This is a genomic window from Pseudoxanthomonas putridarboris, assembly GCF_038321125.1.
Classification (GTDB): domain Bacteria; phylum Pseudomonadota; class Gammaproteobacteria; order Xanthomonadales; family Xanthomonadaceae; genus Pseudoxanthomonas_A; species Pseudoxanthomonas_A putridarboris.
Genome location: NZ_JBBWWT010000004.1, coordinates 1 through 22,104 on the forward strand (window position 1 = coordinate 1; position 22,104 = coordinate 22,104).

The window sequence follows — 22,104 nt, forward strand, 5'->3', positions numbered from 1 at the left end:
TACATCGAGCGGTTCTACAACCCGCTGCGGCGGCACTCGACGATCGGTTATGTCAGCCCCATCGAGTTCGAGAAACAGGCGGGACTACATTAGGAGGGTGTCCACGGAACCGGCAGCAGGCCAGAACTCGCTTTTTCAGCATTTCTTAACGTTAGGCCCAGATAGGGTCCGATAACGGGAGTCAACGAAACTATAGTCGCAGTTGCTGTAACCGCCGGCCCCTCCATTGAATCAAACTGAGCGCCACGTCCAGCCTCTACTTCCGTGCGGTGATACTCCACCCATCTCTCCGCAGCTTGTCGTCCATCCGGATCAGTGAACTTGTAGGGGTTGTTGTTGGCATACCGATACCGATGGAACTGCCCTACGGGATTACTGTACGCCGTCACCGGATCAACGCTGAGGAAGCAACCGCAGATAGGGTCATAGTAGCGCTGCTGCATGTACGTCAGCCCCGTGGCTGCGTCCTGCACATGGCCCGTATACCCCGGGCCGTCCTGCACCGCCGGCGTCAACTGGTATCCGTACGGCTCGTACTCCCGGCGCTCGATAACGTTGCCGCTCTCGTCCGTCACCGCCACCACGCTTCCCAGTGCGTCAGTGTGCAGGTACTCCACCACCGTCTGCGCCAGCACCGGCTGTACCGTCAGACCCAGAAACAACAGCATTGCCCGTATCGACTTCATCATTCCTCCCTCAATCCCTCGCAATTGCGCCTCCTGATATCTCATCGCTTGGCTGTCTGGCGCCAATTGACTTGATCTTTCTCTTTTCCGGTTCGCCGCGGACCAGCAAAACACTCACATGTTCCACCGATACTCCCCCCGCCCACGTCGTACAACGCATGGCTGATCTGCCCCAGGCTGTGCGTCTTCACCGCCTCCATCAGGCTGACGAACAGGTTGCGGCGTTCCTGAGCCGTGCGCTGAAGATACGCCACCCCGTGGCCGTCGTGCACCTCCGGCTCCGTATGCTCCTCCAGCGCCGAAGCATGCATGGCCGTAGCCGTCTTCCCTTCCGCTTTGCCGGTTCTGCCCTGCGAGCTGAATGGCATCCACGTTGGGCACGCCCAATGCTGAACATGGTCCCTGGCACCGCTTCTGGCGTTGTTGGTAGATGCCGGGTGTAATGTCATGATGCAGCGAGTACTGTCGCCGACACCTTTCCTGCTTCTTCCCCCATGAAGGCCCCACCCTCCGACGCACGCGAGACGGCATGAGCGACGCGTCGAACCGCGTAGAGACCCGCGCCGAACCCCGAATGGAACGCTTGGAGCCGTGGATCGCCGCGCTGCTCAGCGCGCTGGTGCACCTGCTGTTCCTGCTGGCCCTGCTGTACTCCTCCAAGGTCACCCTGACCCCGCCTGAAAGCGGCAGCAGCGGCGGCGCGCGAGTCAAGGTGGACTTCATCGGCCAGACGCGCCAGGACGACCAACGCCCCCCCGTGCCCCCGGCCGGCCCCGCGACCCCGAGCGAACGCCCCCGCCCGCCCAAGCCCGTGGTGACCACCCGCGTGACCTCGCCCGTCCAGTCCACGCGCGTGACCGAGGCCGAGAACCCCGTCGCCCCCGACGAAGAGCCGCAACCGCAGCCCGCCCTTCCCGAAGAAGCGGCCGCACAGCACCAGACCCAGCCCCCGGCCAGCCAGTCCACCCCCGCCTGGCGCCGCTCCGCCCGCTGGGGACAACCCCCCGGCATGCTGGCGGAAGAGACGTCCCCCACCAACACCGGGCTGGACCGCGGCACCGCACGCAGCCAGGGGCGCGGGCCAGACGCCGCAGCCGCCAAACCCAGCATGGAAGTGGGCGGCTACCAGATCTATTACGACGTGCGCAGCGAACCCCGGCTGCTCAGCTGGCGCGACCAGGGCATGACGGAACTTTCCTTTCCCCTGCCCGGCTTGCGGCAGTACATGGTCTGCCCGCTGGAGATCGTGGTGAGGCGCGGCTCCGGCGAGTGTCGCCTGGTCGAGCCGGACGATCCGGACATGACCACCATCGGCGATGCGCGCGAAGTGGTCAGCGTGGAGCGGGTCTACCGGCGGGGGGAACTGGTCTGGCGCGGCCCGGGGGCGTACCGGTAGGACCAGTGTTGGACTCACTAATGACACAGACGGGTCGGTAGGAAAAGCCTCAAACCTAATGCAACAAGGCCCGCAATACGGACCTTGTGCCTATTAGCGATCAGGAAGTATCCCACCCCCGCCCCTTGGCAATGGAACTAGCAACCAAGGCTTAAATCTATTGAAGTAGATGCGTCTCAAAGCTAGTTGGAATTTCTCATACCATCGAATACGAAAGAATGTAAACCCCGTATCTTTCCCATCCTCTTGAAGAAATCTCTCTTCGGTGATTTCCCATATGTTGTGTATCCAATAATAACTCTTCAATACGCCATCTTCCGCCCCCCACACGCCATGACAACTCATGCGGGCAGCCAGTAATTCGCGAACTCGATGTGCTGCATTGGGCGCATTGTTTGCATTAAGGAAAAATGTTGTCTGGAAGCCCCCCCAATTTTCTTCAAGCTCCGGAGCACACACAAAAACCCCTTCCACCATTACCTGATAGGGAACCATGCTCGCCTATTTTCCCTTTAGCTCATCGTCAAGACGCTTGGAATCAATCCTGCCCTCGACACGGAACACGCCCTGGAATCCCTCAGACCTCATACGATCCGCTTCGTAGAAGTTTGGACCATTTGGATCAATCTGCTTGTAGGCGCCGAACCAAGTTCTTTCATGATTCACCAACTCGCCAGAACCAGAAGTCAGTGAGACTGTGGGATCAAACACATCCGCTGCTTCCGCAACTTGATCAAGCCCTGCAGCTGCTGCGAGTATCCCTACGCTCAATTTCCCCCAGAAGGAATGGCCTTTTACACCGTCCGTCTGATAGTGCGGCAATCCATTTCCACCGTCCTTTAGTTCGTGCCCGGCATGCTTCAGTTGCCCATCTCTTCCATGCGCCGCTGTTTCAATCTGGCTTGCAACCTGCCTGCGGTCGGCTACGACGTTCTGCCCAGCCCTTCTGGCTTGTACTGCTTGCTCCTGTGTCAGGCGGGCCAATTTACGCATCTGGTTCGTTCCGAGCTCGACAAGCCAAGCCACCTTGCCCTTATTCCCATCTGGATCGACAAACTTATAAGGGTTGTTGAAGGCATAGGCATAGCGATTGAAGTGCCTCAGATCACCGCCAAAAGCGGTAACTGGATCAACGGATAGGAAACATCCACACAGCGGATCGTAGTACCGCTGCTGCATATACGTCAGCCCCGTGGCTGCGTCCTGCACATGGCCCGTATACCCCGGGCCGTCCTGCACCGCCGGCGTCAACTGGTATCCGTACGGCTCGTACTCCCGGCGCTCGATAACGTTGCCGCTCTCGTCCGTCACCGCCACCACGCTTCCCAGTGCGTCAGTGTGCAGGTACTCCACCACCGTCTGCGCCAGCACCGGCTGTACCGTCAGACCCAGAAACAACAGCATTGCCCGTATCGACTTCATCATTCCTCCCTCAATCCCTCGCAATTGCGCCTCCTGATATCTCATCGCTTGGCTGTCTGGCGCCAATTGACTTGATCTTTCTCTTTTCCGGTTCGCCGCGGACCAGCAAAACACTCACATATTCCGCCGATACTCCCCGCCCACGCCATACAGCGCATGGCTGATCTGTCCCAGGCTGTGCGTCTTGACCGCTTCCATCAGGCCGACGAACAGGTTGCAGCGTTCCCGGGCTGTGCGCTGAAGATATACCAGCCCATGGCCATCGTGCACCTCCGGTTCGGCTTGCCTCCAGCACGATGGCACGGGTAATGTCGAACCACATCCTCCCCATTCGTCGCACAGGCAAACCCACCCGGAGTTCCGCATGCCTGCCGCCCGTCCCCGCTTGTACGCCCATCCGTTTTCCTCCTACAGCCAGAAGGCGCTGATCGCGCTGTACGAGAACCAGACGCCCTTCGACTACCGCAACCTGGAAGACGCACAAGCCGGCGCCGAGTTCGCGGCGCTGTGGCCGATCCGCCGCTTCCCCATCCTGGTCGACGGCGATCGCACGGTGATCGAAGCGACCTGCGTCATCGAATATCTCGACCTGCATTACCCCGGCCCGGTGAAGCTGATACCGGAGGATCGCGACACCGCGCTCGAAGTGCGCATGCTCGACCGATTCTTCGACAACTACATCTCCACGCCACAACAGAAGGTGGTCTTCGACCACCTGCGTCCCGAAACCGACCGCGATCCGCAAGGCGTCAAGGACGCCTGCACGATGCTGGAGACCGCCTACGCCTGGCTGGATCAACGCATGGCCACGCGCGAATGGGCCGTCGGCACGGCCTTCACCCTGGCCGACTGCGCCGCGGCGCCCTTCCTCTTCTATGCCGATTGGACGCACCCGATCGATGCCGGTTTCGCCCACGTCCGCGCGTACCGCGAGCGGCTTCTCGCACGCCCTTCCTTCAAGCGCGCCGTCGACGAAGCACGGCCGTACCGTCCGTACTTCCCGCTGGGCGCGCCGGACAGGGATTGACGCGGCATTGCACGGGCCACGCGCCGCCACCAGCCGATGAAGACAAAGGCCCGCTGAACGCGGGCCTTTGTCGGGACAAGCGGGACGTGGTGGATTACATGTTCCGCCGGTATTCCCCACCCACGTCGTACAGCGCATGGCTGATCTGCCCCAGGCTGTGCGTCTTGACCGCTTCCATCAGGCTGACGAACAGGTTGCGGCGCTCCCGGGCCGTGCGTTGCAGGTAGGCCAACCCGTGGCCGTCGTGCACTTCCGGCTCGGCGTGCTCTTCCAGCGCCGAGGCATGGCTGTGGTCGGTCTCGCCCTCCGGCGCCAGCGCGTTGCGGGCGGCCTGCCAGGTGCGGACATTGGCGATCTGCTGCCCCTTCTCCTCTTCCGTGGAGCGGATCAACTCGATCTCGGTGGCGATCTCGCCGCCATGCTCGCGCGGCAGGAACGTGTTCACCCCCACCAGCGGCAGGCTGCCGTCGTGCTTCTTGTGCTCGTAGTACAGCGACTCTTCCTGGATCTTGCCGCGCTGGTACATGGTGTCCATGGCGCCCAGCACGCCGCCGCGCTCGCTGATGGCCTCGAACTCCTTGTAGACCGCTTCCTCCACGATGTCGGTCAGGTAATCGACCGCGAAGCTGCCCTGCCAGGGGTTCTCGTTGAAGTTGAGCCCCAGTTCCTTGTTGATGATCATCTGGATGGCCACCGCGCGGCGCACGCTTTCTTCCGTGGGCGTGGTGATGGCCTCGTCGTAGGCATTGGTGTGCAGGCTGTTGCAGTTGTCGAACAACGCGTACAGCGCCTGCAACGTGGTGCGGATGTCGTTGAACTGGATTTCCTGCGCGTGCAGGCTGCGGCCCGAGGTCTGGATGTGGTACTTCATCATCTGGCTGCGCTCGTTGGCGCCGTAGCGCTCGCGCATGGCGCGCGCCCAGATGCGGCGGGCGACGCGGCCGATGACGGTGTATTCCGGGTCCATGCCGTTGCTGAAGAAGAACGACAGGTTGGGCGCGAAGTCGTCGATCTTCATCCCGCGCGCCAGGTAGTACTCCACGATGGTGAAGCCGTTGCTCAGCGTGAAGGCCAACTGGCTGATCGGGTTGGCCCCGGCCTCGGCGATGTGGTAGCCGGAAATCGACACCGAGTAGAAGTTGCGCACTGCGTTGTCCACGAAGTACTGCTGGATATCGCCCATCATGCGCAGGGCGAACTCGGTGCTGAAGATGCAGGTGTTCTGCGCCTGGTCTTCCTTCAGGATGTCGGCCTGCACGGTGCCGCGCACGGTGGCCAGGGTCTCGGCCTTGATGCGAGCATAGGTTTCGGCATCGACCAGTTGCTCGCCGGTCACGCCCAGCAGGCCCAGGCCCAGGCCGTTGTTGGTGGGCGGCAACTCGCCGGCGTACACCGGGCGCGGGCGGCCTTCGAAGAAGGCGTCGATCTTCTGCTGCGCCTCGGCCCAGCGCGCCTCGTCGGCCTTCAGGTACTTCTCCACCTGCTGGTCGATGGCGGTGTTCATGAACATCGCCAGGATGATCGGCGCGGGGCCGTTGATGGTCATCGACACGCTGGTGGTGGGCGCGCACAGGTCGAAGCCGGAATACAGCTTCTTCATGTCGTCCAGCGTGGGGATGTTGACGCCGGAGTTGCCGATCTTGCCGTAGATGTCCGGGCGCGGCGCCGGGTCCTCGCCGTACAGGGTGACGCTGTCGAACGCGGTGGACAGGCGCGCGGCCGGCTGGCCGACGCTGAGGTAGTGGAAGCGGCGGTTGGTGCGCTCGGGCGTGCCCTCGCCCGCGAACATGCGGATGGGGTCCTCGCCGGTGCGGCGGTACGGATACACGCCGCCGGTATACGGGTAGCTGCCCGGCAGGTTTTCCTTCTGCAGGAAGGTCAGCAGTTCGCCCCAGCTGCGGTACTTGGGCGGCGCTATCTTGGGGATCTGCTGGTGGCTGAGCGAGGTGGTGTAGTTGTCGATGCGGATGGTCTTGCCGCGCACCTCGTACTCATTGACCTCGTCGGTCACCGCCTTCAGCCGCGCCGGCCATTCGCGCAGCAGCTTGAGCGCTTCGCTGGAAAGCGACTGCACCGCATCGTTGTAGCGCTGGCGCAGGGTCAGCAGGGTGCGGTCGGCGCTGTTGTAGGAGCGGGCCATGCCCGCGATGCTTTCCTGTGGATCCGTCGGAAGAGCATCGCGCCCATGGGGCGCTCCTACAAGGGCATCGGGTACGTACAGATCCAACGCCTTCGGCAGCAGGGGATCGTCCAGGTCCTTCAACGACTGCCAGTAACTCTGCGCACGACTGGCGGTCTCGGCCTCGGTCTCGATGCGGCGGTTGATGCCGCGGCCCTGTTCGGCGATCTCGGCCAGGTAGCGCACGCGGCTGCCGGGGATCAGCACGGTGGCGCGCGGTTCCTTCAACCCGGTGTCGATGGCGGGATTGAAGTCGCACCGGCTCCTTGTAGGAGGGGCTTCAGCCCCGACCGGATGGCCGACCATGGCGGTCGGGGCTGAAGCCCCTCCTACAGGTGCGCCGAGATTCAGCTTTTCGCGCAGCAGGCGGCACAGGTTGGCGAACATCCAGCTGACGCCGGGGTCGTTGAACTGGCTGGCGATGGTGGGATAGACGGGAACGTCCTCGTCCTTCATCTGGAACGCCACCCGGTTGCGCTTCCACTGCTTGCGCACGTCGCGCAGCGCGTCCTCGGCGCCGCGCTTGTCGTACTTGTTCAGCACCACCAGTTCGGCGAAGTCGAGCATGTCGATCTTCTCGAGCTGGCTGGCCGCGCCGTAGTCGCTGGTCATCACGTACATCGGGAAATCGACCAGGTCGACGATCTCCGAATCGCTCTGGCCGATGCCGGCGGTCTCCACGATCACCAGGTCGAAGCCCAGCGACTTGAGGAAGGCGATGCAGTCCTTCAGCACGGCATTGGTGGCCACGTGCTGGCGGCGGGTGGCCATCGAACGCATGTAGATGCGCTCGCTGCGCAGCGAGTTCATGCGGATGCGATCGCCCAGCAGCGCGCCGCCGGTGCGGCGGCGGGTGGGATCCACCGAGATCACCGCCATCCGCATCTGCGGGAAGCTGGCCAGGAAGCGGTTCATCAACTCGTCGGTGACCGACGACTTGCCGGCGCCGCCGGTGCCGGTGATGCCGATCACTGGCGTGATCGGACGGGATTCGAGATTGGTGATTCGTGATTCGATGGCGCGCGGGTTCGCCCATTGCCGGCGAAGCACGGCCAGTTCCGCTTCCGAGAAGACGCCATCTTCAATGGCGCTGAGCATGCGACCGATGGCTGCCTCACTGTCGATGGACGGCGCATCGGGCTTTGACGAATCCCGAATCACCAATCCCGAATCACGGGCCGTGCCCGCACGCCCCACCACATCCTGGATCATCTCCACCAGGCCCATCTTCATGCCGTCGTTGGGGTGGTAGATGCGCTCCACGCCATAGGCCTGCAGCTCGGCGATCTCCTCCGGCGTGATGGTGCCGCCGCCGCCGCCGAACACGCGCACGTGGCCGGCGCCGCGTTCCTTCAGCATGTCCACCATGTACTTGAAGTACTCGACGTGCCCGCCCTGGTAGCTGGACAGGGCAATGCCGTCGGCGTCTTCCTGCAGGGCGGCGCGCACCACGTCCTCCACGCTGCGGTTGTGGCCCAGGTGGATCACTTCCGCACCCTCGCCCTGGATCAGGCGGCGCATGATGTTGATGGCGGCGTCGTGCCCGTCGAACAGGCTGGCGGCGGTCACGAAGCGCAGCGGCGTGGCATCGGCCTGGACTGCGGGAAACCGGGAAGCAGGTGTGCTCACGCGTGCCCTCACTCACGGGTAGCTTGTATAGAAGCGGGATTGTAGCCGTTCGCGGGCGAGGACCCCACCAATTGCATGCCAGTGGGCACGCCGTGCGCACCCTACGGCGGCGTGCGGAACGGGAACATCACGCCACGCCGAACGGCAGCTCCGGCGTGGACACCATGCGCTGGCCGACCGTTTCGCCGTCGAGGAAGCGCAGCGCGGCCTCCATCACTTCCGGGGCGTTGGCGATGCGGTGGTGGCCCAGTCCGGTGGTGCTGAGCAGGGTGGCCTGCGGCCAGTAGCGCGCGTAGCGCTCGCCTTCGGCCCACGGCACTTCCGCATCCTCGATGTCGTGCACGACCAGCCCGGGGCGGCCGATGCGCGGTGCGGTGGCCTGCGCCTGGAAGTCGGCCACCGACTGCGCGGTGATCGCTTCGTAGTCCTCGAAGATGCGGCGGGTCAGGTGCTGCGCCAGGCCGATGAACCCGCCGAATCGTTGCGCCGCGGCGAACGGGTCCGCGGCGGGGGCCAGCAGCAGCACGCGTTCGGCCTGCAAGCCGCGACTCAATGCGATCGCCGCCGCCGCGCCGCCCAGCGAATGGCCGATCACGGCAGCCAGCGGACCGTAGTGCGCAGCCACGTGCTGCACGCCTTCGGCGAACATCGGCAGGGTGGCGCGATGGCCGGTGCTGCGACCATGCGCGGGCTGGTCGAAGGTGATGACGGCATAGCCGGCGCGCCGCAGCGGCTCGATCCACGGCAGGAAACGCAGGCCGAAACTGGACCAGCCGTGCGCCAGCAGCACGCGCGGCTGCGTGGCCGGGTCGCCCCAGGTATAGACCGCCAGGCGTTCCCGGCCGAATGGCAGTTCGCCGATCCGGGCGCCGCCGGTGGCGCTCTGGCGGGCTTTTTCCCGCGCGCCCGGCATCGGCGTACCGAACAGGCGGAAAGCGCGATGCAGCGTGCTGGACGGGGTTAACCAGCTACCCACGGCAAAGCGTGCGCGGAGCAGTGCCATGGCCAGGTTTTTACGAACGATCGTGCTATTTTGACGTGCAGGGATGGCGGCCATGGCGGCACTCCTTCGTGGATCAGGCGGTTTGGGAGGATGGTTGCGGAGCGGCCGGGGCGCCATAGGACGCCAGCAGGCGGTCCAGCGCGCGGCGGCCCATCGCCTGCGCCTGCTCCGGGTCGTACAGGCGGGCGTTGTGCAGGCCATCGGCCAGGGCAAACAGTTCGAACGCCATCAGCGTGGGGTCGGTGCCCGCGGCCAGTTCGCCGCTCTCGACGCACATGCCGATGGCCTTGACCAGTTGCTGGCGCCACTGCTGCAACCAGGCGACGATGCGGTCGCGCATCGGTCCCGGGCGGGCGTCGTATTCGTTGGAGGCGCCCAGCATGACGCAGCCGTCGGGGTTGTCCTGGATCCACTGGAACCAACCTTCCATGATCGCCCGCAGGCGCGGAAGACCGCGCGGCTGCGCGATCGCGGACAGGATCACCGCATCGGCGAAGCGCTTGGCGGTCCAGTCCAGCACCGTCAGCTGCAGGTCCTCGCGCGAGCCGAAATGAGCGAACACGCCGCTCTTCGACATGCCGGCCGCGCTGGCCAGTTCGCCGATGGACAGGCCTTCCAGGCCATGCCGGCAGGCGATGGCATAGGCCCGCGCCACGATCATCTCGCGGGTGGCATTGCCCTTGGTGGTGGCGGCCTGGAGCATCATGCCTGGATAAATAGCACGGTCGTTCGATTCGCGCAAGGCAATCGCGATGACCACTGGTCGGCACGGGCCGGCCGTCATCGCATTACGGTCGCACGCGTGCGATTGGATTAAACTGCCGCCCTGCGACGACCACGGCCGTGTTCCGGAAACGTCGCTTTTTTATTTTCCGACCACCCGTCATCAGCCAGGCAAGCCCGCGCCGGTCCCCACCCGCGCACCGGAGCCCACCCCATGATCTTTGAAACCCTCGAAACGTCAGGCCACGAACAGGTCGTCTTCTGCCACAACCCGGATGCCGGGTTGAAGGCTGTCATCGCCATCCACAGCACCGTGCTGGGCCCGGCGCTGGGCGGCGTGCGCATGCGCCCGTACGCCGACAGCGGCGACGCGCTGACCGACGCGCTGCGGCTGAGCCGCACGATGACCTATAAGAACGCGCTGGCCGGCCTCAACGTCGGCGGCGGCAAGGCGGTCATCATCGGCGACAGCGTGGCGGACAAGACCGAGGTGCTGTTCCGTTCGTTCGGGCGCTACGTGGATTCGCTGGGCGGCCGCTACATCACCGCCGAGGACGTGGGCACCGACGTCAACGACATGGAGAACGTCTACCGCGAGACCGAGTACGTGGTCGGCGTGCACCAGGTGCACGGCGGTTCCGGCGACCCGGCCCCGTTCACCGCCTACGGCGCGCTGCAGGGCCTGATGGCCTCGCTGAACCGCAAGTTCGGCAACGAGGAGATCGGCAAGTACAGCTTCGCCGTGCAGGGCCTGGGCCACATCGGCATGGAATACGTGAAGCTGCTGAAGGAACGCGGCGCCAAGCTGTTCGTCAGCGACCTGAACCCGAAGCTGGTGGAGCACGCGGTGGAGGAATACGGCGCCGAGGCGGTCAAGCCGGACGAGATCTACGACCTGCCGGTGGATGTGTTCTCGCCCTGCGCGCTGGAATACGCGGTCAACGAGCAGACCCTGCCCCGCCTGAAGGCCAAGGTGATCTGCGGCACCGCCAACAACCAGATGTCGCACGTGACCGGCGTGGAAGCGGCCAAGCGCGGCATCCTGTACGCGCCGGACTACGCGGTGAACGCCGGCGGCGTGATGAACGTGTCGCTGGAGATCGACGGCTACAACCGCGAGCGCGCGATGCGCATGATGCGGACCATCTACCACACCGTCGGCAAGATCTTCGACCTGTCGGAGAAGGAAGGCATCGCGCCACAGTACGCCGCCGACCGCATCGCCGAGGCCCGCATCAGCGCCATCGGCAAGCTTAAACTGCCGCTGGGCCGCACCGCGCCACGCTTCATGGGACACCTGCGCGGCGAGCATTGAGCGCGTGCGTCAGGGCTATGCCTCGACATTACTAATCTGCCCCCTCCCCCGCTAGCGGGGGAGGGTTGGGGTGGGGGCAAGCCGAAGCCCTGAAACCAATCCGCCTGCATGGACACCCCCGGCGCGACTTTCCCGTGCGCCGCACTCGATACGCATCCTGCGGCAGCCAGGAATCTGCGGCTCCGTCGCCCCCATCCCAGCCTTCCCCCGCAGGCGGGGGAAGGGGCGCATCGCGGTTTCTTCCCGGCAGGCTTGCGCAAACGTGATAACCCGCATGCTGCGGTGCAGGCCGGCATTTACCGCGCCGCCCGCTACACTTCGCACAGGGCCGCGCGCAGCGGCCATACTTTTGGGAAGGAGGGGGAGCCATGCGGGCATTCGCATTGGGTGAGGACATCGATGCGCTACGCGAAGCCGTGCAGCGTTTCGCGGAGAGCGAGATCGCGCCGCGCGCGGCACGGATCGACCACGACAACGCGTTCCCGCAGGACCTGTGGCCCAAGCTGGGCGAAATGGGCCTGCTGGGCATCACCGTGGACCCCGAGTTCGGTGGCAGCGGCCTGGGCTACCTGGCCCATCTGGTCGCGATGGAAGAGATCTCGCGCGCGTCCGGCTCGGTCGGCCTGAGCTACGGGGCGCATTCCAACCTGTGCGTGTCCAACCTGTACCTCAACGGCAACGACGCGCAACGCCGCAAGTACCTGCCGAAGCTGTGCAGCGGCGAGTGGAAGGGCGCGCTGGCGATGAGCGAACCGGGCGCCGGTTCGGACGTGGTCGGTTCGATGAGTTGCCGCGCCGAGCTGCGCGACGGCGTGTGGGTCGCCAACGGCAACAAGATGTGGATCACCAACGGCCCCGAGGCCGACGTGCTGCTGGTCTACATGCGCACCGCGGGCAAGGACGCAGGCAGCAAGTGCATGACCGCCTTCATCGTCGAGAAGGGCATGAAGGGCTTCTCCACCGCGCAGAAGCTGGACAAGCTGGGCATGCGCGGCAGCAACACCTGCGAACTGGTGTTCGAGAACTGCGAGATCCCGCCGGAGAACGTGGTGGGCGAGGTCCACCACGGCGTACGCGTGCTGATGAGCGGGTTGAACACCGAGCGGCTGGTGCTGAGCGGCGGCCCGATCGGGCTGATGCAGGCCGCCCTGGACATCACCCTGCCCTACGTGCGCGAACGCCGGCAGTTCGACGCGGCCATCGGCACCTTCGGGCTGATGCAGGGCAAGCTGGCCGACATGTACACCGCACTGCAATCCAGCCGCGCCTTCGCCTACCAGGTCGCGCGCGATTTCGATGCCGGGCACGCTTCGCGCGCCGCCGCCGCCGGCTGCCTGCTGCATGCCTCCGAGGCGGCGGTGCAGGTCACGCTGGAAGCCATCCAGTCGCTGGGCGGCAACGGCTACATCAACGAATACCCGGCCGGCCGCCTGCTGCGCGACGCCAAGCTGTACGCCATCGGCGCCGGCACCAACGAGATCCGCCGCATGCTGATCGGCCGGGAGTTGTTCGAAGGGCGAGGATGATCCGTTCAGGCGGTACTGCCGTCTGGATCAGCCCAGCGCCGCGCGTGCTTCGCGCGGCCGGAACGAGGCTTTCCGTTCAGGCTCTCCAGCAAGCCAAGCAACAGCATCGCGCCCGAGGGCGCTCCTACAAGCCCGGGCGGTACCGTGCCTTCCCGCAGCCTCTCTCGTAGGAGCGGGCCATGCCCGCGATGCTTCTCCGGCAAAACATGCGACGGCATCGCGCCCATGGGGCGCTCCTACATGGCTCCTGCCCTATCGCGCCCCTTGCCTGGCCGTTCTGTTCTTCAGAACCCTATCCGCAGGCGGGTCGACCACTGGCGCTCCCCGTCCTGCCAGCCACCGATGCCCTGGTCGTAGCCGAACGACAGCATCGCATCGCGCCAGGGCGCCATTTCGAGCGCGACGCCGAACTGGCCACTGGAACCACCGGATGCGGAAGGTAGTGGCGACCAACTGTCCACGCCGACGAAACTGGCGTCGAACGCCAACCCGTCGGCGTGCAGCGTATGCTGCACCTCGGCATAGGCCTGCAGCGCAAGCGGTCCAAGCCTGGTATGCGACCAGGCATGGCGGGCGCGCAGGCCGGCCAGCGCCTGCAGCCGCTGCATGCGGCTGTCGCGGGTCATCAAGCCGAAACCATCCGCACCGGGCTCGATGAAAGCGTCGCGGTCCAACTGCACGTATTCCATGCCCGCGTAAGGCGTCAGCGTACCGGCCTTGCCACCGAAGCGGCGCGCCGCCTCCACACTGGCCATCAGGTAGCGGCCCGTATACGCCGTGGCCACGCCCTGCGCGCGTTCGCCCAGCCACAGTCCACGATCGATCTGGCGGTCGTAGCGGCCAACGCCCACCTGGCCCACCATGTGCGCATCGCCCCATCGGCTGCCCGCATACAGCAGCGCCTGGGTCTGCCGGTCGCGGCCTCGGTCCCGGCCGCCCGACAGAGCGCCACTGGCGAACGTCTCGCCGAATGCAAGGCCCGCGAACGCATGTGTGCCGAACCTGCCGTCACTGCCCAGCATCCAGCCATCGGCCTGGTAGCGTCCGACACCCAGGTTGCCCTGTCCCGGCGCTCCCAGCGCACGGTGCCAGTCGCCGCCCGATCCTGGCGAAACCGCGATGTCGCCCGCCCGTTCGGACAGCGCGCGACGCCCCGCACCGATGACGTCGAAGGTCATCGCGTCCGCCATCGAATGCAGTTCGCCCGACAGGCTGCGCAGGGCCGCGTCCGCCTCTGCCGCGCTGCCGGCCTGCTGCAGGCGGCCGGCAGCATCGATGAAGGCATCGCCGATGCCGGCTGCCTGCCCGGACAGTTGCCCGTCGATGGCGGACATCGCCGCTTCCACGCGCGCGGCCGAGGCCTGCGTGGTCATCGGCAATCCCAGCGCCGCTACCGCCCGCGAGACATCGATGCGATTGATATTGAGGAATACGTTGTATGGGTCGTACGACAGCGACGCATCGAGGAACACATTGGGCGCCGCCTTCAGGCTGGAGAAGGTGCCGATGATGGAGCCCGCGTTGAGCAGCACTTCGCGCGCGGACGTGGTGTAGCCGCGGCGCACCCCCAGCACGCTGACCTGGCCATCGAGCCTGGCTGTCTGCGAGACCATGAGCGGATTGCCCAGCCACACGCCCAGGTTGCCGTCAGGACCCTGCGTGAAGTTGTAGGTGCCCGCCGTGCCGGTCGAACCCACCAGGTAGGTTCCATGGTTGGTGATGGCGTTGGCGAAGCCTCCCGACCAGACCAATGCGCCCTTGTCGACACGGACATGGGAAAAACTGGCGCCTCCCTGCAGGTAAAGGCTGCCCGCCCGTACATGCGTGTCGCCGGTGTACGCCGCCGATTCGGTCAGTATCAGCGTGCCGGTGCCCGACTTGATGAGACCGCCTTCGCCCTGGATCCTGTTGCGCCACACCGAGGTGCCGGAAAAAGAGACGCTCACATCGCCCCAGGCGAAGTTGCCGGGGCCGTTGGCCGCGCGGCTCACGTCCAGCAGGCCCCAGCCGAATTCCGGGTCCACGCCTGGCGCGCCCAGGTCGCGGGCGGTCCCCAGGATCGTCTGCCGGACCAGGTCGTTGCTGAAGTACGGGAAGGCCGACCACACGACGGCCGCCGCGCCCGAGACCTGCGGCGCCGCGTAGGACGTGCCGCCCCCCATGTACAGGTCGTAGCCGGCGTCGCCCGCGCGCGCGTCCGGATCGATGAAGACCACGTTGCCCGGCGCCGCCAGGCAATAGTTCATCGCGATGCCGCAGGCCTGCGAATAGTCCGTCAGCTGCGTCGGGTTGTTCGGGTCCAGCGCCGCCACCGCCAGCCAGCCGCGTTCCAGGTCGGCGGCCGCCGGCGACAGGCTGGGCAGGGCGGCGTTGTCGGACGGATCGGGGCGCAGCGCCGGATTGCGGCCGGCGTTGCCGTTGGCGAAGACGATCAGGCCGCCGCGCGCGCCGACGAAATCGCGGTAGGCCGACGCCAGTTCGGCGGTGAGCGCCGGGTCGTTCCAGTACAGGCCGCCCCAGGAATTGTTGATGATGCGCGCGCCGGCATCGGCCAGTTCGCGGTTGATCGCGCGGAAGAAATCCCCGTAGCCCTGCCCCGCCCGGATCTCGTTGCCCTCGCCGGAACCGTCGTCGTCCGGTGGCGCATCGCTGATGATGCGCGAGGACACGATGGACGCGCCCGGCGCCACGCCGCCGCCCCAGTTGCCCATGCCGCGTCCCGCCGCGATCTGCGCCACGACCGTGCCATGCCCGACGACATCGTCGACGCTGGTGTTGTTGGTGGCCGGATCCACGTGCACGAAGTTGCGGACGACGCGTCCGCTCAGTGCGGGATGGTTCCGGTTCACGCCCGAATCGACGAAGCCGATGGTGACGCCCTGCCCGGTCAGGCCCGCGCCGAGCGCGCCGGCCGCATTGGTCAACTGCAAGTGCTGGCTGTATTGCGGCAGCGAAGCCGGGCCCGCCTGCGCGGGTACGGCAGGTGGATTGACCTGGGTCAACGCATTGTCGATGGCGACGTTGGGGGTGAAGTCCAGTCCGGTCGGTGGAGGCGGCGGAGGCGGTGGCGGGACGGGCGGCGGTTCGGAACGGACGTTGCCGCCGCCCCCACCGCAGGCCGCCAGGCCACCTGCCAGCATGCCCACGCCCAACCACCGCACCAGCCGGCGGAACATCGCCCTGTCCGTTTCCATGCGTGCCATCCCCTTCATCCTCGCTCTCCCAGGCATCCCCGGGGAGGAATCTACAACGCCCAAGCGCCCCGCGCGCGCCCGGCGGTGACGAATCGGCACCACATCGGGCGCGGCATGCCCCGCCGACCTTGCGACGCACTGTACCAAAGGCCGATTTGCCCCCGCTCCGCTGCTGGCAGGATAATCGGCGCTTCACTCCTCGCGGGAAGCTTTCCATGTCCAACATCGTCATCGCCGCCGCCAAGCGCACCGCCATCGGCTCGTTCCTGGGCCAGTTCAATGGCGTCCCCACCCCGACGCTGGGCGCCGCCGCCATCGCCGCCGCGCTGGAACAGTCGGGCGTTCCCGCCGCCGACGTGTCCGAGGTCATCATGGGCTGCGTGCTGCCGGCCAACCTGGGCCAGGCGCCCGCCCGCCAGGCTTCGCGCGCGGCCGGCATCCCGGACGCCGCCGGCTGCACCACCATCAACAAGGTCTGCGGTTCGGGAATGAAGGCGATCATGCTGGGCCATGATCTGATCAAGGCGGGTTCGGCCAGCATCGTGGTCGCCGGCGGCATGGAATCCATGAGCAACGCGCCGCACCTGATCCCCAACTCGCGCACCGGCAACCGCTACGGCAATTTCCAGGCGGTGGACCACATGGCGTGGGACGGTCTGACCAATCCGTACGATGGCCAGGCCATGGGCGTGTTCGGCGAAGCCACCGCCGCCAAGTTCGGCTTCACCCGCGAGGACCAGGATGCCTTCGCGATCGAATCCGTCACCCGTGCGCAGGCCGCGCAGGCGTCGGGCGCGTTCGACGGCGAGATCGTCCCGGTCAAGGTCGCCACCCGCAAGGGCGAAGTGGAAGTGACCACCGACGAACAGCCGGGCAAGTCCGACATCGCCAAGATCCCCACGCTCAGGCCCGCCTTCAAGAAGGACGGCACCGTCACCGCCGCCAGTTCCTCCAGCATCTCCGACGGCGCGGCCGCCACCGTACTGCTCAGCGCCGACGAAGCCGCCAGGCGCGGCCTGCAGCCGCTGGCGAAGATCGTCGGCCATGCGACCTTCTCGCAGCAACCGGAGTGGTTCACCACCGCACCCGTCAGCGCCATCGAGAAGTTGCTGAAGCAGGTCGGCTGGAAGGTGGAGGACGTGGACCTGTTCGAGATCAACGAAGCCTTCGCCGTCGTCGCCATGACGCCCATCAAGGAACTCGGCATCCCGCACGCCAAGGTCAACGTCAACGGCGGCGCATGCGCGTTGGGCCATCCCATCGGTGCTTCCGGCGCCCGCCTGGTGGTCACGCTGATCAACGCCCTGCGCAAGCGTGGCGGCAAGCGCGGCATCGCCAGCCTCTGCATCGGCGGCGGCGAAGCCACCGCCATCGCGATCGAACTGGCCTGAAGCCTCTTCCGACTGGCTTGCACGAAAACGCCATGTCGCCGCGCAATTCAAAAGAGGTGGAAGCTGGCCGTCTTTCGCCCCGCCCATTAGGTTTAACAACGGGTTGACAAAGATAACCGGCCAACCGCTTGACAGGCGTAATGGGCTTGTCATCATGTTGCAGGCGCGCAATAGCGCGTTGCCTAACTAACGACGAGGAAATTCCAAGATGACCATGAACAAGGCTCTGATCGCGCTGGCCCTGGGTTTCGCCCTGGCTGCGTGCTCGAACCAGCAACAGGCCGCCGACGCCGCTGCTGACGCCGCCGAGACCGCGACCGAAGCGCAGGCCGCCGCCGACGCCGCTGCCGCCGCTGGCGAACTGACCGCCGACGCCGCGCAGGAATCGGCCGACGCCGCCGCTTCCGCCGCCGACGCTGCCGCCACCGCCGCGACCGACGCCGCTGCCGCCACCACCTCGGAAGCCGCCGACGCCGCCGCCGACGCCGCTGCCCAGGCTGCCGACACCGCCGAAGCCGCGTCCGACGCTGCCAAGGAAGCCACCGAGCATTAATCTGCTGGTGACAACCTGATTTAGCGTTACACTGAAAAAGCCGCCAGTTCATTGGCGGCTTTTTCTGTATCCCGGGTTCGGCGCTCGTTCGCCCAGATGTCGTGGACGACCGGTGCCTGCCCTGGCTCCACCTTCCACGCACTTACCGAATTGGGGATCCACATGAAGATCAAGACCACCGTCCTGCTGGCCGCCGCCGTTCTGGCCCTGAGCGCCTGCACCAAGAGCGAAACCGCCGAACAGGCCGCCGCTGACGCCGCCGCCGCCGCCGACGAGGCCGCTGCCGCCGCTGGCGATGCCATCGAAGCTGCTGCCGACGCCACCGCCGCTGCCGCCGGCGACGCTGCCGATGCCACCGAAGCCGCTGCGAACGACGCCGCTGCCGCCACTGCCGGCGCCGTGGCCGACGCCGCCCAGGCGACCGCCGACAAGGCCGAGGAAGTGGCCGAGAAGGCCGCCGCCGCTGCCGAAGAAGCCAAAGACTGACCGATCCGCTTCGTGCGATCCGACAAGGCCCGCTCGCGCGGGCCTTGTCGTTCTTGCAGTGCGGAAAGTTTGGCGCCCCGCCGCCTTTGTGGTCTGATGCCGCCTTTCCCGCATCGTGTGCCGCATGTCCGCCATCACTTCGCAACTCGACCCGCGTTCGCCCGATTTCGTCGCCAACGCCGCCTGGCATCGCGTGCTGGTGCAGGAACTGGATCGCCGGCTGTCCCGGGCCGCCGACGGCGGCGGCGAAAAGGCGCGCAACAAGCACACCGAGCGCGGCAAGCTGCTGGCGCGCGACCGCATCACCGCCCTGCTCGATCCCGGCTCCCCGTTCCTCGAAATCGCACCGCTGGCCGCCGAGGACATGTACGACGGCGCCGCGCCCGCGGCCGGCATGGTCTGCGGCATCGGCCGGGTGATGGGCAACGAGATCGTCATCGTGGCGAACGATGCGACGGTCAAGGGCGGCACCTACTTCCCGATGACGGTGAAGAAGCACCTGCGCGCGCAGGAGATCGCGCGCGAGAACCGCCTGCCCTGCGTCTACCTGGTCGATTCCGGCGGCGCCTTCCTGCCGCTGCAGGACGAGGTGTTCCCCGACAAGGAGCATTTCGGCCGCATCTTCTACAACCAGGCGCGCCTCTCCGCGGAGAACGTCCCGCAGATCGCGGTGGTGATGGGCAGTTGCACCGCCGGTGGCGCCTACGTGCCGGCGATGTGCGACGAATCCATCATCGTCAAGGAACAGGGCACGATCTTCCTCGGCGGTCCGCCGCTGGTGAAGGCCGCCACCGGCGAAGTGGTCGATGCCGAGGCGCTGGGCGGCGCCGACGTGCACACCAGCGTGTCCGGCGTGGCCGACCACTTCGCCGAGGACGACCGCGACGCACTGCAGATCGCGCGCCGGCTGGTCGGCAACCTCAACCGCCGCAAGACGCTGCCGGTGGCGGTGCGCGAAGCGCGCGAGCCGCTGTACCCGGCCGAGGAGTTGTACGGCATCGTGCCGAAGGACACGCGCCGCCCGTTCGACATCCGCGAGGTCATCGCCCGCATCGTCGACGGCAGCGAACTGGACGAATTCAAGGCGCGCTACGGCAAGACGCTGGTCACCGGCTTCGCCCACCTGCACGGCTACCCGGTCGGCATCGTCGCCAACAACGGCATCCTGTTCGCCGAGAGCGCGCTCAAGGGCGCGCACTTCATCGAACTGTGCAACCAGCGCGGGATCCCGCTGGTGTTCCTGCAGAACATCACCGGCTTCATGGTCGGCAAGAAATACGAGAACGCCGGCATCGCCAAGGATGGGGCGAAGATGGTCACCGCGGTGGCGTGCTCGAGCGTGCCCAAGTTCACCGTGGTCATCGGCGGCAGCTTCGGCGCCGGCAACTACGCCATGTGCGGCCGCGCCTATGGCGCGCGCTTCCTGTGGATGTGGCCCAACGCGCGCATCAGCGTGATGGGCGGGGAGCAGGCCGCCAGCGTGCTGGCCACGGTCAAGCGCGATGGCATCGAGGCGGCCGGCAAGGTCTGGACGCCGGAGGAAGAGGACACCTTCAAGACGCCGATCCGCGAGCAGTACGAATCGCAGGGCAGCCCGTGGTACGCCACCGCGCGGCTGTGGGACGACGGCATCATCGATCCGGTCGATACCCGCCGCGTGCTGGGACTGGGCATTTCCGCCTCGTTGAACGCGCCGATCGAACCGGCGAAGTTCGGCGTGTTCCGGATGTAGGCGGCATGCCGGCGCCTGTCCTGCTGGTCACCGGCGGCGGCCGCGGCATCGGCGCGGCGACCGCGTTGCTGGCCGCGGAGCGCGGTTACGCGGTCGGCGTGAACTATCGCCGCGACGCCGACGCCGCGCACGCCATCGCGCAACGCATCCGCGATGCGGGCGGACAGGCGGTTGCCCTGCGGGGCGACGTCGCGGTGGAAGCCGACGTGGTGGCCATGTTCCGGCAACTGGACAGCGCGCTCGGTCCCGTCGCCGCGCTGGTCAACAACGCCGGCGTGCTGGAAACCCAGATGCGCGTGGACGCCATGGATGCCGCGCGCATCCAGCGCACCCTGGCCACCAACGTCACCGGCACCCTGCTGTGCTGCCGCGAAGCGATCCGCCGCATGTCCACCCGGCACGGCGGCAGCGGCGGCGGCATCGTCAACGTGTCCTCGGTCGCGGCACGCACCGGCTCGCCGGGAGAGTACGTGGACTACGCCGCCTCGAAGGGCGCGGTGGACAGCCTGACCGTGGGCATCGCGCACGAGGTCGCCGCGGAAGGCATCCGCGTCAACGGCGTACGCCCCGGCTTCATCTACACCGACATGCACGCCAGCGGCGGCGAACCCGGCCGCGTGGACCGGGTGAAGGCGTTCGTGCCGCTCAAGCGCGGCGGCGAAGCCGACGAAGTGGCGAGGGCCATCCTGTGGCTGCTGTCCGACGAGGCCAGCTACACGACGGGAAGCTTCATCGACGTGGCCGGCGGGCGGTGACCACTTCAGGCTTGTGACGACCGCGTGCACAAGCATGGCTGGAACATGAACCACTGGCGTTCCGACCACGTCATGCGCCGATTTGGCAGGGCCGGTCACAACCTTGTCGCAATGCTGGGGCGATAGTCGGGCGTTCACATCCCCCGGAGTCGCCGCTCAATGTCCATCTGGAAAGACCAAGGCCCCGCCAAGAAGGAAGCCGTTACGCCGCCGCCGCAACCGTCGCCCGCGACCGTGCGGGACACGCCGGCGGCTGCGGATTTTTCGCCCACCGTCACCTCGCCGCCCGGCACCCGGACCCCCGAGCGCACCGTCGCCGACACGGCCAAGGAATCGCTGATCGCCGCCGACCTGACCATCGAAGGCAAGATCGAAGGCACCGGACACATCCGCATCGCCGGCAAGTTCAAGGGCGACGTCAACGTGCAGGGCGACCTGACCATCGAGACCGGCGCCAAGCTCAATGGCGGCGTGCGCGCCAAGAAGGTCATCATCGCCGGCGAGCTGGAAGGCAACATCGAATCCGCCACGCGGGTGGAACTGCTGTCCTCCGGCGTGCTGATCGGCGACGTCAAGGCCGGCGCGCTGACCGTGGCGGCGGGCTCGCGGATGCGCGGCCAGGCCGATTTCGGCTGGGATGAACCGCCCGGCAAGAGCGGCGGCAAGGGCAACAACGGCACGGAGCCCGGCGCGGCCACATGAGCCAACCGCGCCCCGGCAGTGCCGGCGCCACCCGCACCTGTCCGCACTGCAAGGCGACGATCCTGGAAAGTGCGGCCGTATGCCCGGCCTGCCGGCACCACCTGCGCTTCGAGCCCGGCGCGGGCGCCCATGCGGCGCCCGTCATCACGCCCCTGCGGGTGGAAGGCACCATCCGCCACCCGGCCGACGGCGAGCCGTGGGAATACAGCGTGGTGCTGTCCATCCGCAATGACCGAGGCGAGGAGATCGCCCGCCAGGTCGTGGGGGTGGGCGCCATGCAGCCCAACGAGCAGCGCAGTTTCGCCCTCGCCGTCGAAGTCACCCCCGTCGCCGGCAAGGGCTCGGCGCGCAAAACCCGCCACTGACCTGCGCACGGCGCTCGCTT

General features: G+C 66.5%; 20 protein-coding genes. 12 read left to right on the forward strand and 8 right to left on the reverse strand.

Translation table 11 applies throughout. The features are described from left to right. Positions 1 to 93, forward strand: a 93-nt coding sequence (locus tag AAD027_RS09945; protein WP_341726185.1) for an IS3 family transposase, incomplete at its 5' end; no start/stop codon positions are given. On the opposite strand, the gene AAD027_RS09950 is transcribed toward AAD027_RS09945, so the two are convergent. Beyond that, complete coding sequence (locus AAD027_RS09950; RefSeq protein ID WP_341725879.1) at positions 90 to 689, reverse strand: RHS repeat-associated core domain-containing protein; 600 nt, start codon at positions 687 to 689, stop codon at positions 90 to 92. The two genes, AAD027_RS09945 and AAD027_RS09950, sit on opposite strands and share 4 nt — an antisense overlap. A gap of 38 nt (positions 690 to 727) precedes the next feature. Continuing rightward, positions 728 to 1,054 (reverse strand): hypothetical protein, encoded by a 327-nt coding sequence (locus tag AAD027_RS09955; RefSeq protein ID WP_341725880.1) that lies wholly within the window; start codon positions 1,052 to 1,054, stop codon positions 728 to 730. A gap of 206 nt (positions 1,055 to 1,260) precedes the next feature. Between AAD027_RS09955 and AAD027_RS09960 the strand changes: the two genes are divergently transcribed. After that, on the forward strand, positions 1,261 to 2,082 hold the full coding sequence (locus AAD027_RS09960; protein WP_341725881.1) for a type II toxin-antitoxin system RelE/ParE family toxin: 822 nt from the start codon (positions 1,261 to 1,263) through the stop codon (positions 2,080 to 2,082). A gap of 93 nt (positions 2,083 to 2,175) precedes the next feature. Here AAD027_RS09960 and AAD027_RS09965 read toward each other — a convergent pair whose 3' ends face one another. Both AAD027_RS09965 and AAD027_RS09970 read right to left on the reverse strand, forming a co-directional pair. Beyond that, positions 2,176 to 2,577 (reverse strand): hypothetical protein, encoded by a 402-nt coding sequence (locus AAD027_RS09965; protein WP_341725882.1) that lies wholly within the window; start codon positions 2,575 to 2,577, stop codon positions 2,176 to 2,178. A 6-nt stretch (positions 2,578 to 2,583) separates the two neighbouring features. Next, positions 2,584 to 3,549 (reverse strand): RHS repeat domain-containing protein, encoded by a 966-nt coding sequence (locus AAD027_RS09970; protein WP_341725883.1) that lies wholly within the window; start codon positions 3,547 to 3,549, stop codon positions 2,584 to 2,586. 319 nt (positions 3,550 to 3,868) lie between these two features. On the opposite strand from AAD027_RS09970, the gene AAD027_RS09975 reads away from it, so the two are divergent. Then, positions 3,869 to 4,531, forward strand: a complete 663-nt coding sequence (locus AAD027_RS09975) for a glutathione S-transferase family protein (protein ID WP_341725884.1) — start codon at positions 3,869 to 3,871, stop codon at positions 4,529 to 4,531. 94 nt (positions 4,532 to 4,625) lie between these two features. Here the strand turns inward: AAD027_RS09975 and AAD027_RS09980 are convergent, their stop codons facing one another. From AAD027_RS09980 to AAD027_RS09990, 3 genes are all read right to left on the reverse strand, one after another. After that, positions 4,626 to 8,339: a methylmalonyl-CoA mutase family protein gene (locus AAD027_RS09980; RefSeq protein WP_341725885.1), complete on the reverse strand. Its 3,714-nt coding sequence runs from the start codon at positions 8,337 to 8,339 to the stop codon at positions 4,626 to 4,628. 127 nt (positions 8,340 to 8,466) lie between these two features. Further along, positions 8,467 to 9,342: an alpha/beta hydrolase gene (locus AAD027_RS09985; protein WP_341725886.1), complete on the reverse strand. Its 876-nt coding sequence runs from the start codon at positions 9,340 to 9,342 to the stop codon at positions 8,467 to 8,469. A gap of 73 nt (positions 9,343 to 9,415) precedes the next feature. Beyond that, entirely contained in the window at positions 9,416 to 10,048 is a 633-nt protein-coding gene (locus AAD027_RS09990) for a TetR/AcrR family transcriptional regulator (protein WP_341725887.1), read from the reverse strand. Positions 10,049 to 10,279: 231 nt separating this feature from the next. On the opposite strand from AAD027_RS09990, the gene AAD027_RS09995 reads away from it, so the two are divergent. Together AAD027_RS09995 and AAD027_RS10000 are read left to right on the forward strand one after the other, a co-directional pair. Continuing rightward, positions 10,280 to 11,380 carry a Glu/Leu/Phe/Val dehydrogenase dimerization domain-containing protein gene (locus AAD027_RS09995; protein WP_341725888.1) on the forward strand — a complete coding sequence of 367 codons (1,101 nt, stop codon included), beginning with the start codon at positions 10,280 to 10,282 and terminating at the stop codon, positions 11,378 to 11,380. 368 nt (positions 11,381 to 11,748) lie between these two features. Beyond that, entirely contained in the window at positions 11,749 to 12,906 is a 1,158-nt protein-coding gene (locus tag AAD027_RS10000) for an isovaleryl-CoA dehydrogenase (RefSeq protein ID WP_341725889.1), read from the forward strand. Positions 12,907 to 13,190: 284 nt separating this feature from the next. Here the strand turns inward: AAD027_RS10000 and AAD027_RS10005 are convergent, their stop codons facing one another. Next, a complete protein-coding gene (locus tag AAD027_RS10005; protein ID WP_425605431.1) occupies positions 13,191 to 16,109 on the reverse strand; it encodes a S8 family serine peptidase in 2,919 nt (972 codons plus the stop codon). Positions 16,110 to 16,315: 206 nt separating this feature from the next. Between AAD027_RS10005 and AAD027_RS10010 the strand changes: the two genes are divergently transcribed. The 7 genes from AAD027_RS10010 (at position 16,316) to AAD027_RS10040 (ending at position 22,084) form a co-directional block, all read left to right on the forward strand. After that, positions 16,316 to 17,491: a thiolase family protein gene (locus AAD027_RS10010; RefSeq protein WP_341725890.1), complete on the forward strand. Its 1,176-nt coding sequence runs from the start codon at positions 16,316 to 16,318 to the stop codon at positions 17,489 to 17,491. A gap of 208 nt (positions 17,492 to 17,699) precedes the next feature. Further along, positions 17,700 to 18,044 (forward strand): hypothetical protein, encoded by a 345-nt coding sequence (locus AAD027_RS10015; RefSeq protein WP_341725891.1) that lies wholly within the window; start codon positions 17,700 to 17,702, stop codon positions 18,042 to 18,044. 162 nt (positions 18,045 to 18,206) lie between these two features. Next, a complete protein-coding gene (locus AAD027_RS10020) occupies positions 18,207 to 18,530 on the forward strand; it encodes a hypothetical protein (protein ID WP_341725892.1) in 324 nt (107 codons plus the stop codon). Positions 18,531 to 18,654: 124 nt separating this feature from the next. Next, the gene (locus AAD027_RS10025; protein ID WP_341725893.1) at positions 18,655 to 20,262 is read left to right on the forward strand and encodes a carboxyl transferase domain-containing protein; all 1,608 of its coding nucleotides are present in this window, start codon (positions 18,655 to 18,657) and stop codon (positions 20,260 to 20,262) included. A gap of 5 nt (positions 20,263 to 20,267) precedes the next feature. Next, complete coding sequence (locus AAD027_RS10030) at positions 20,268 to 21,017, forward strand: SDR family oxidoreductase (RefSeq protein WP_341725894.1); 750 nt, start codon at positions 20,268 to 20,270, stop codon at positions 21,015 to 21,017. Between the two features lie 159 nt (positions 21,018 to 21,176). Continuing rightward, positions 21,177 to 21,719 carry a bactofilin family protein gene (locus AAD027_RS10035; RefSeq protein ID WP_341725895.1) on the forward strand — a complete coding sequence of 181 codons (543 nt, stop codon included), beginning with the start codon at positions 21,177 to 21,179 and terminating at the stop codon, positions 21,717 to 21,719. After that, positions 21,716 to 22,084 carry a hypothetical protein gene (locus tag AAD027_RS10040; RefSeq protein WP_341725896.1) on the forward strand — a complete coding sequence of 123 codons (369 nt, stop codon included), beginning with the start codon at positions 21,716 to 21,718 and terminating at the stop codon, positions 22,082 to 22,084. The genes AAD027_RS10035 and AAD027_RS10040 overlap by 4 nt, the downstream gene beginning before the upstream one ends. Positions 22,085 to 22,104 lie beyond the last annotated feature (20 nt).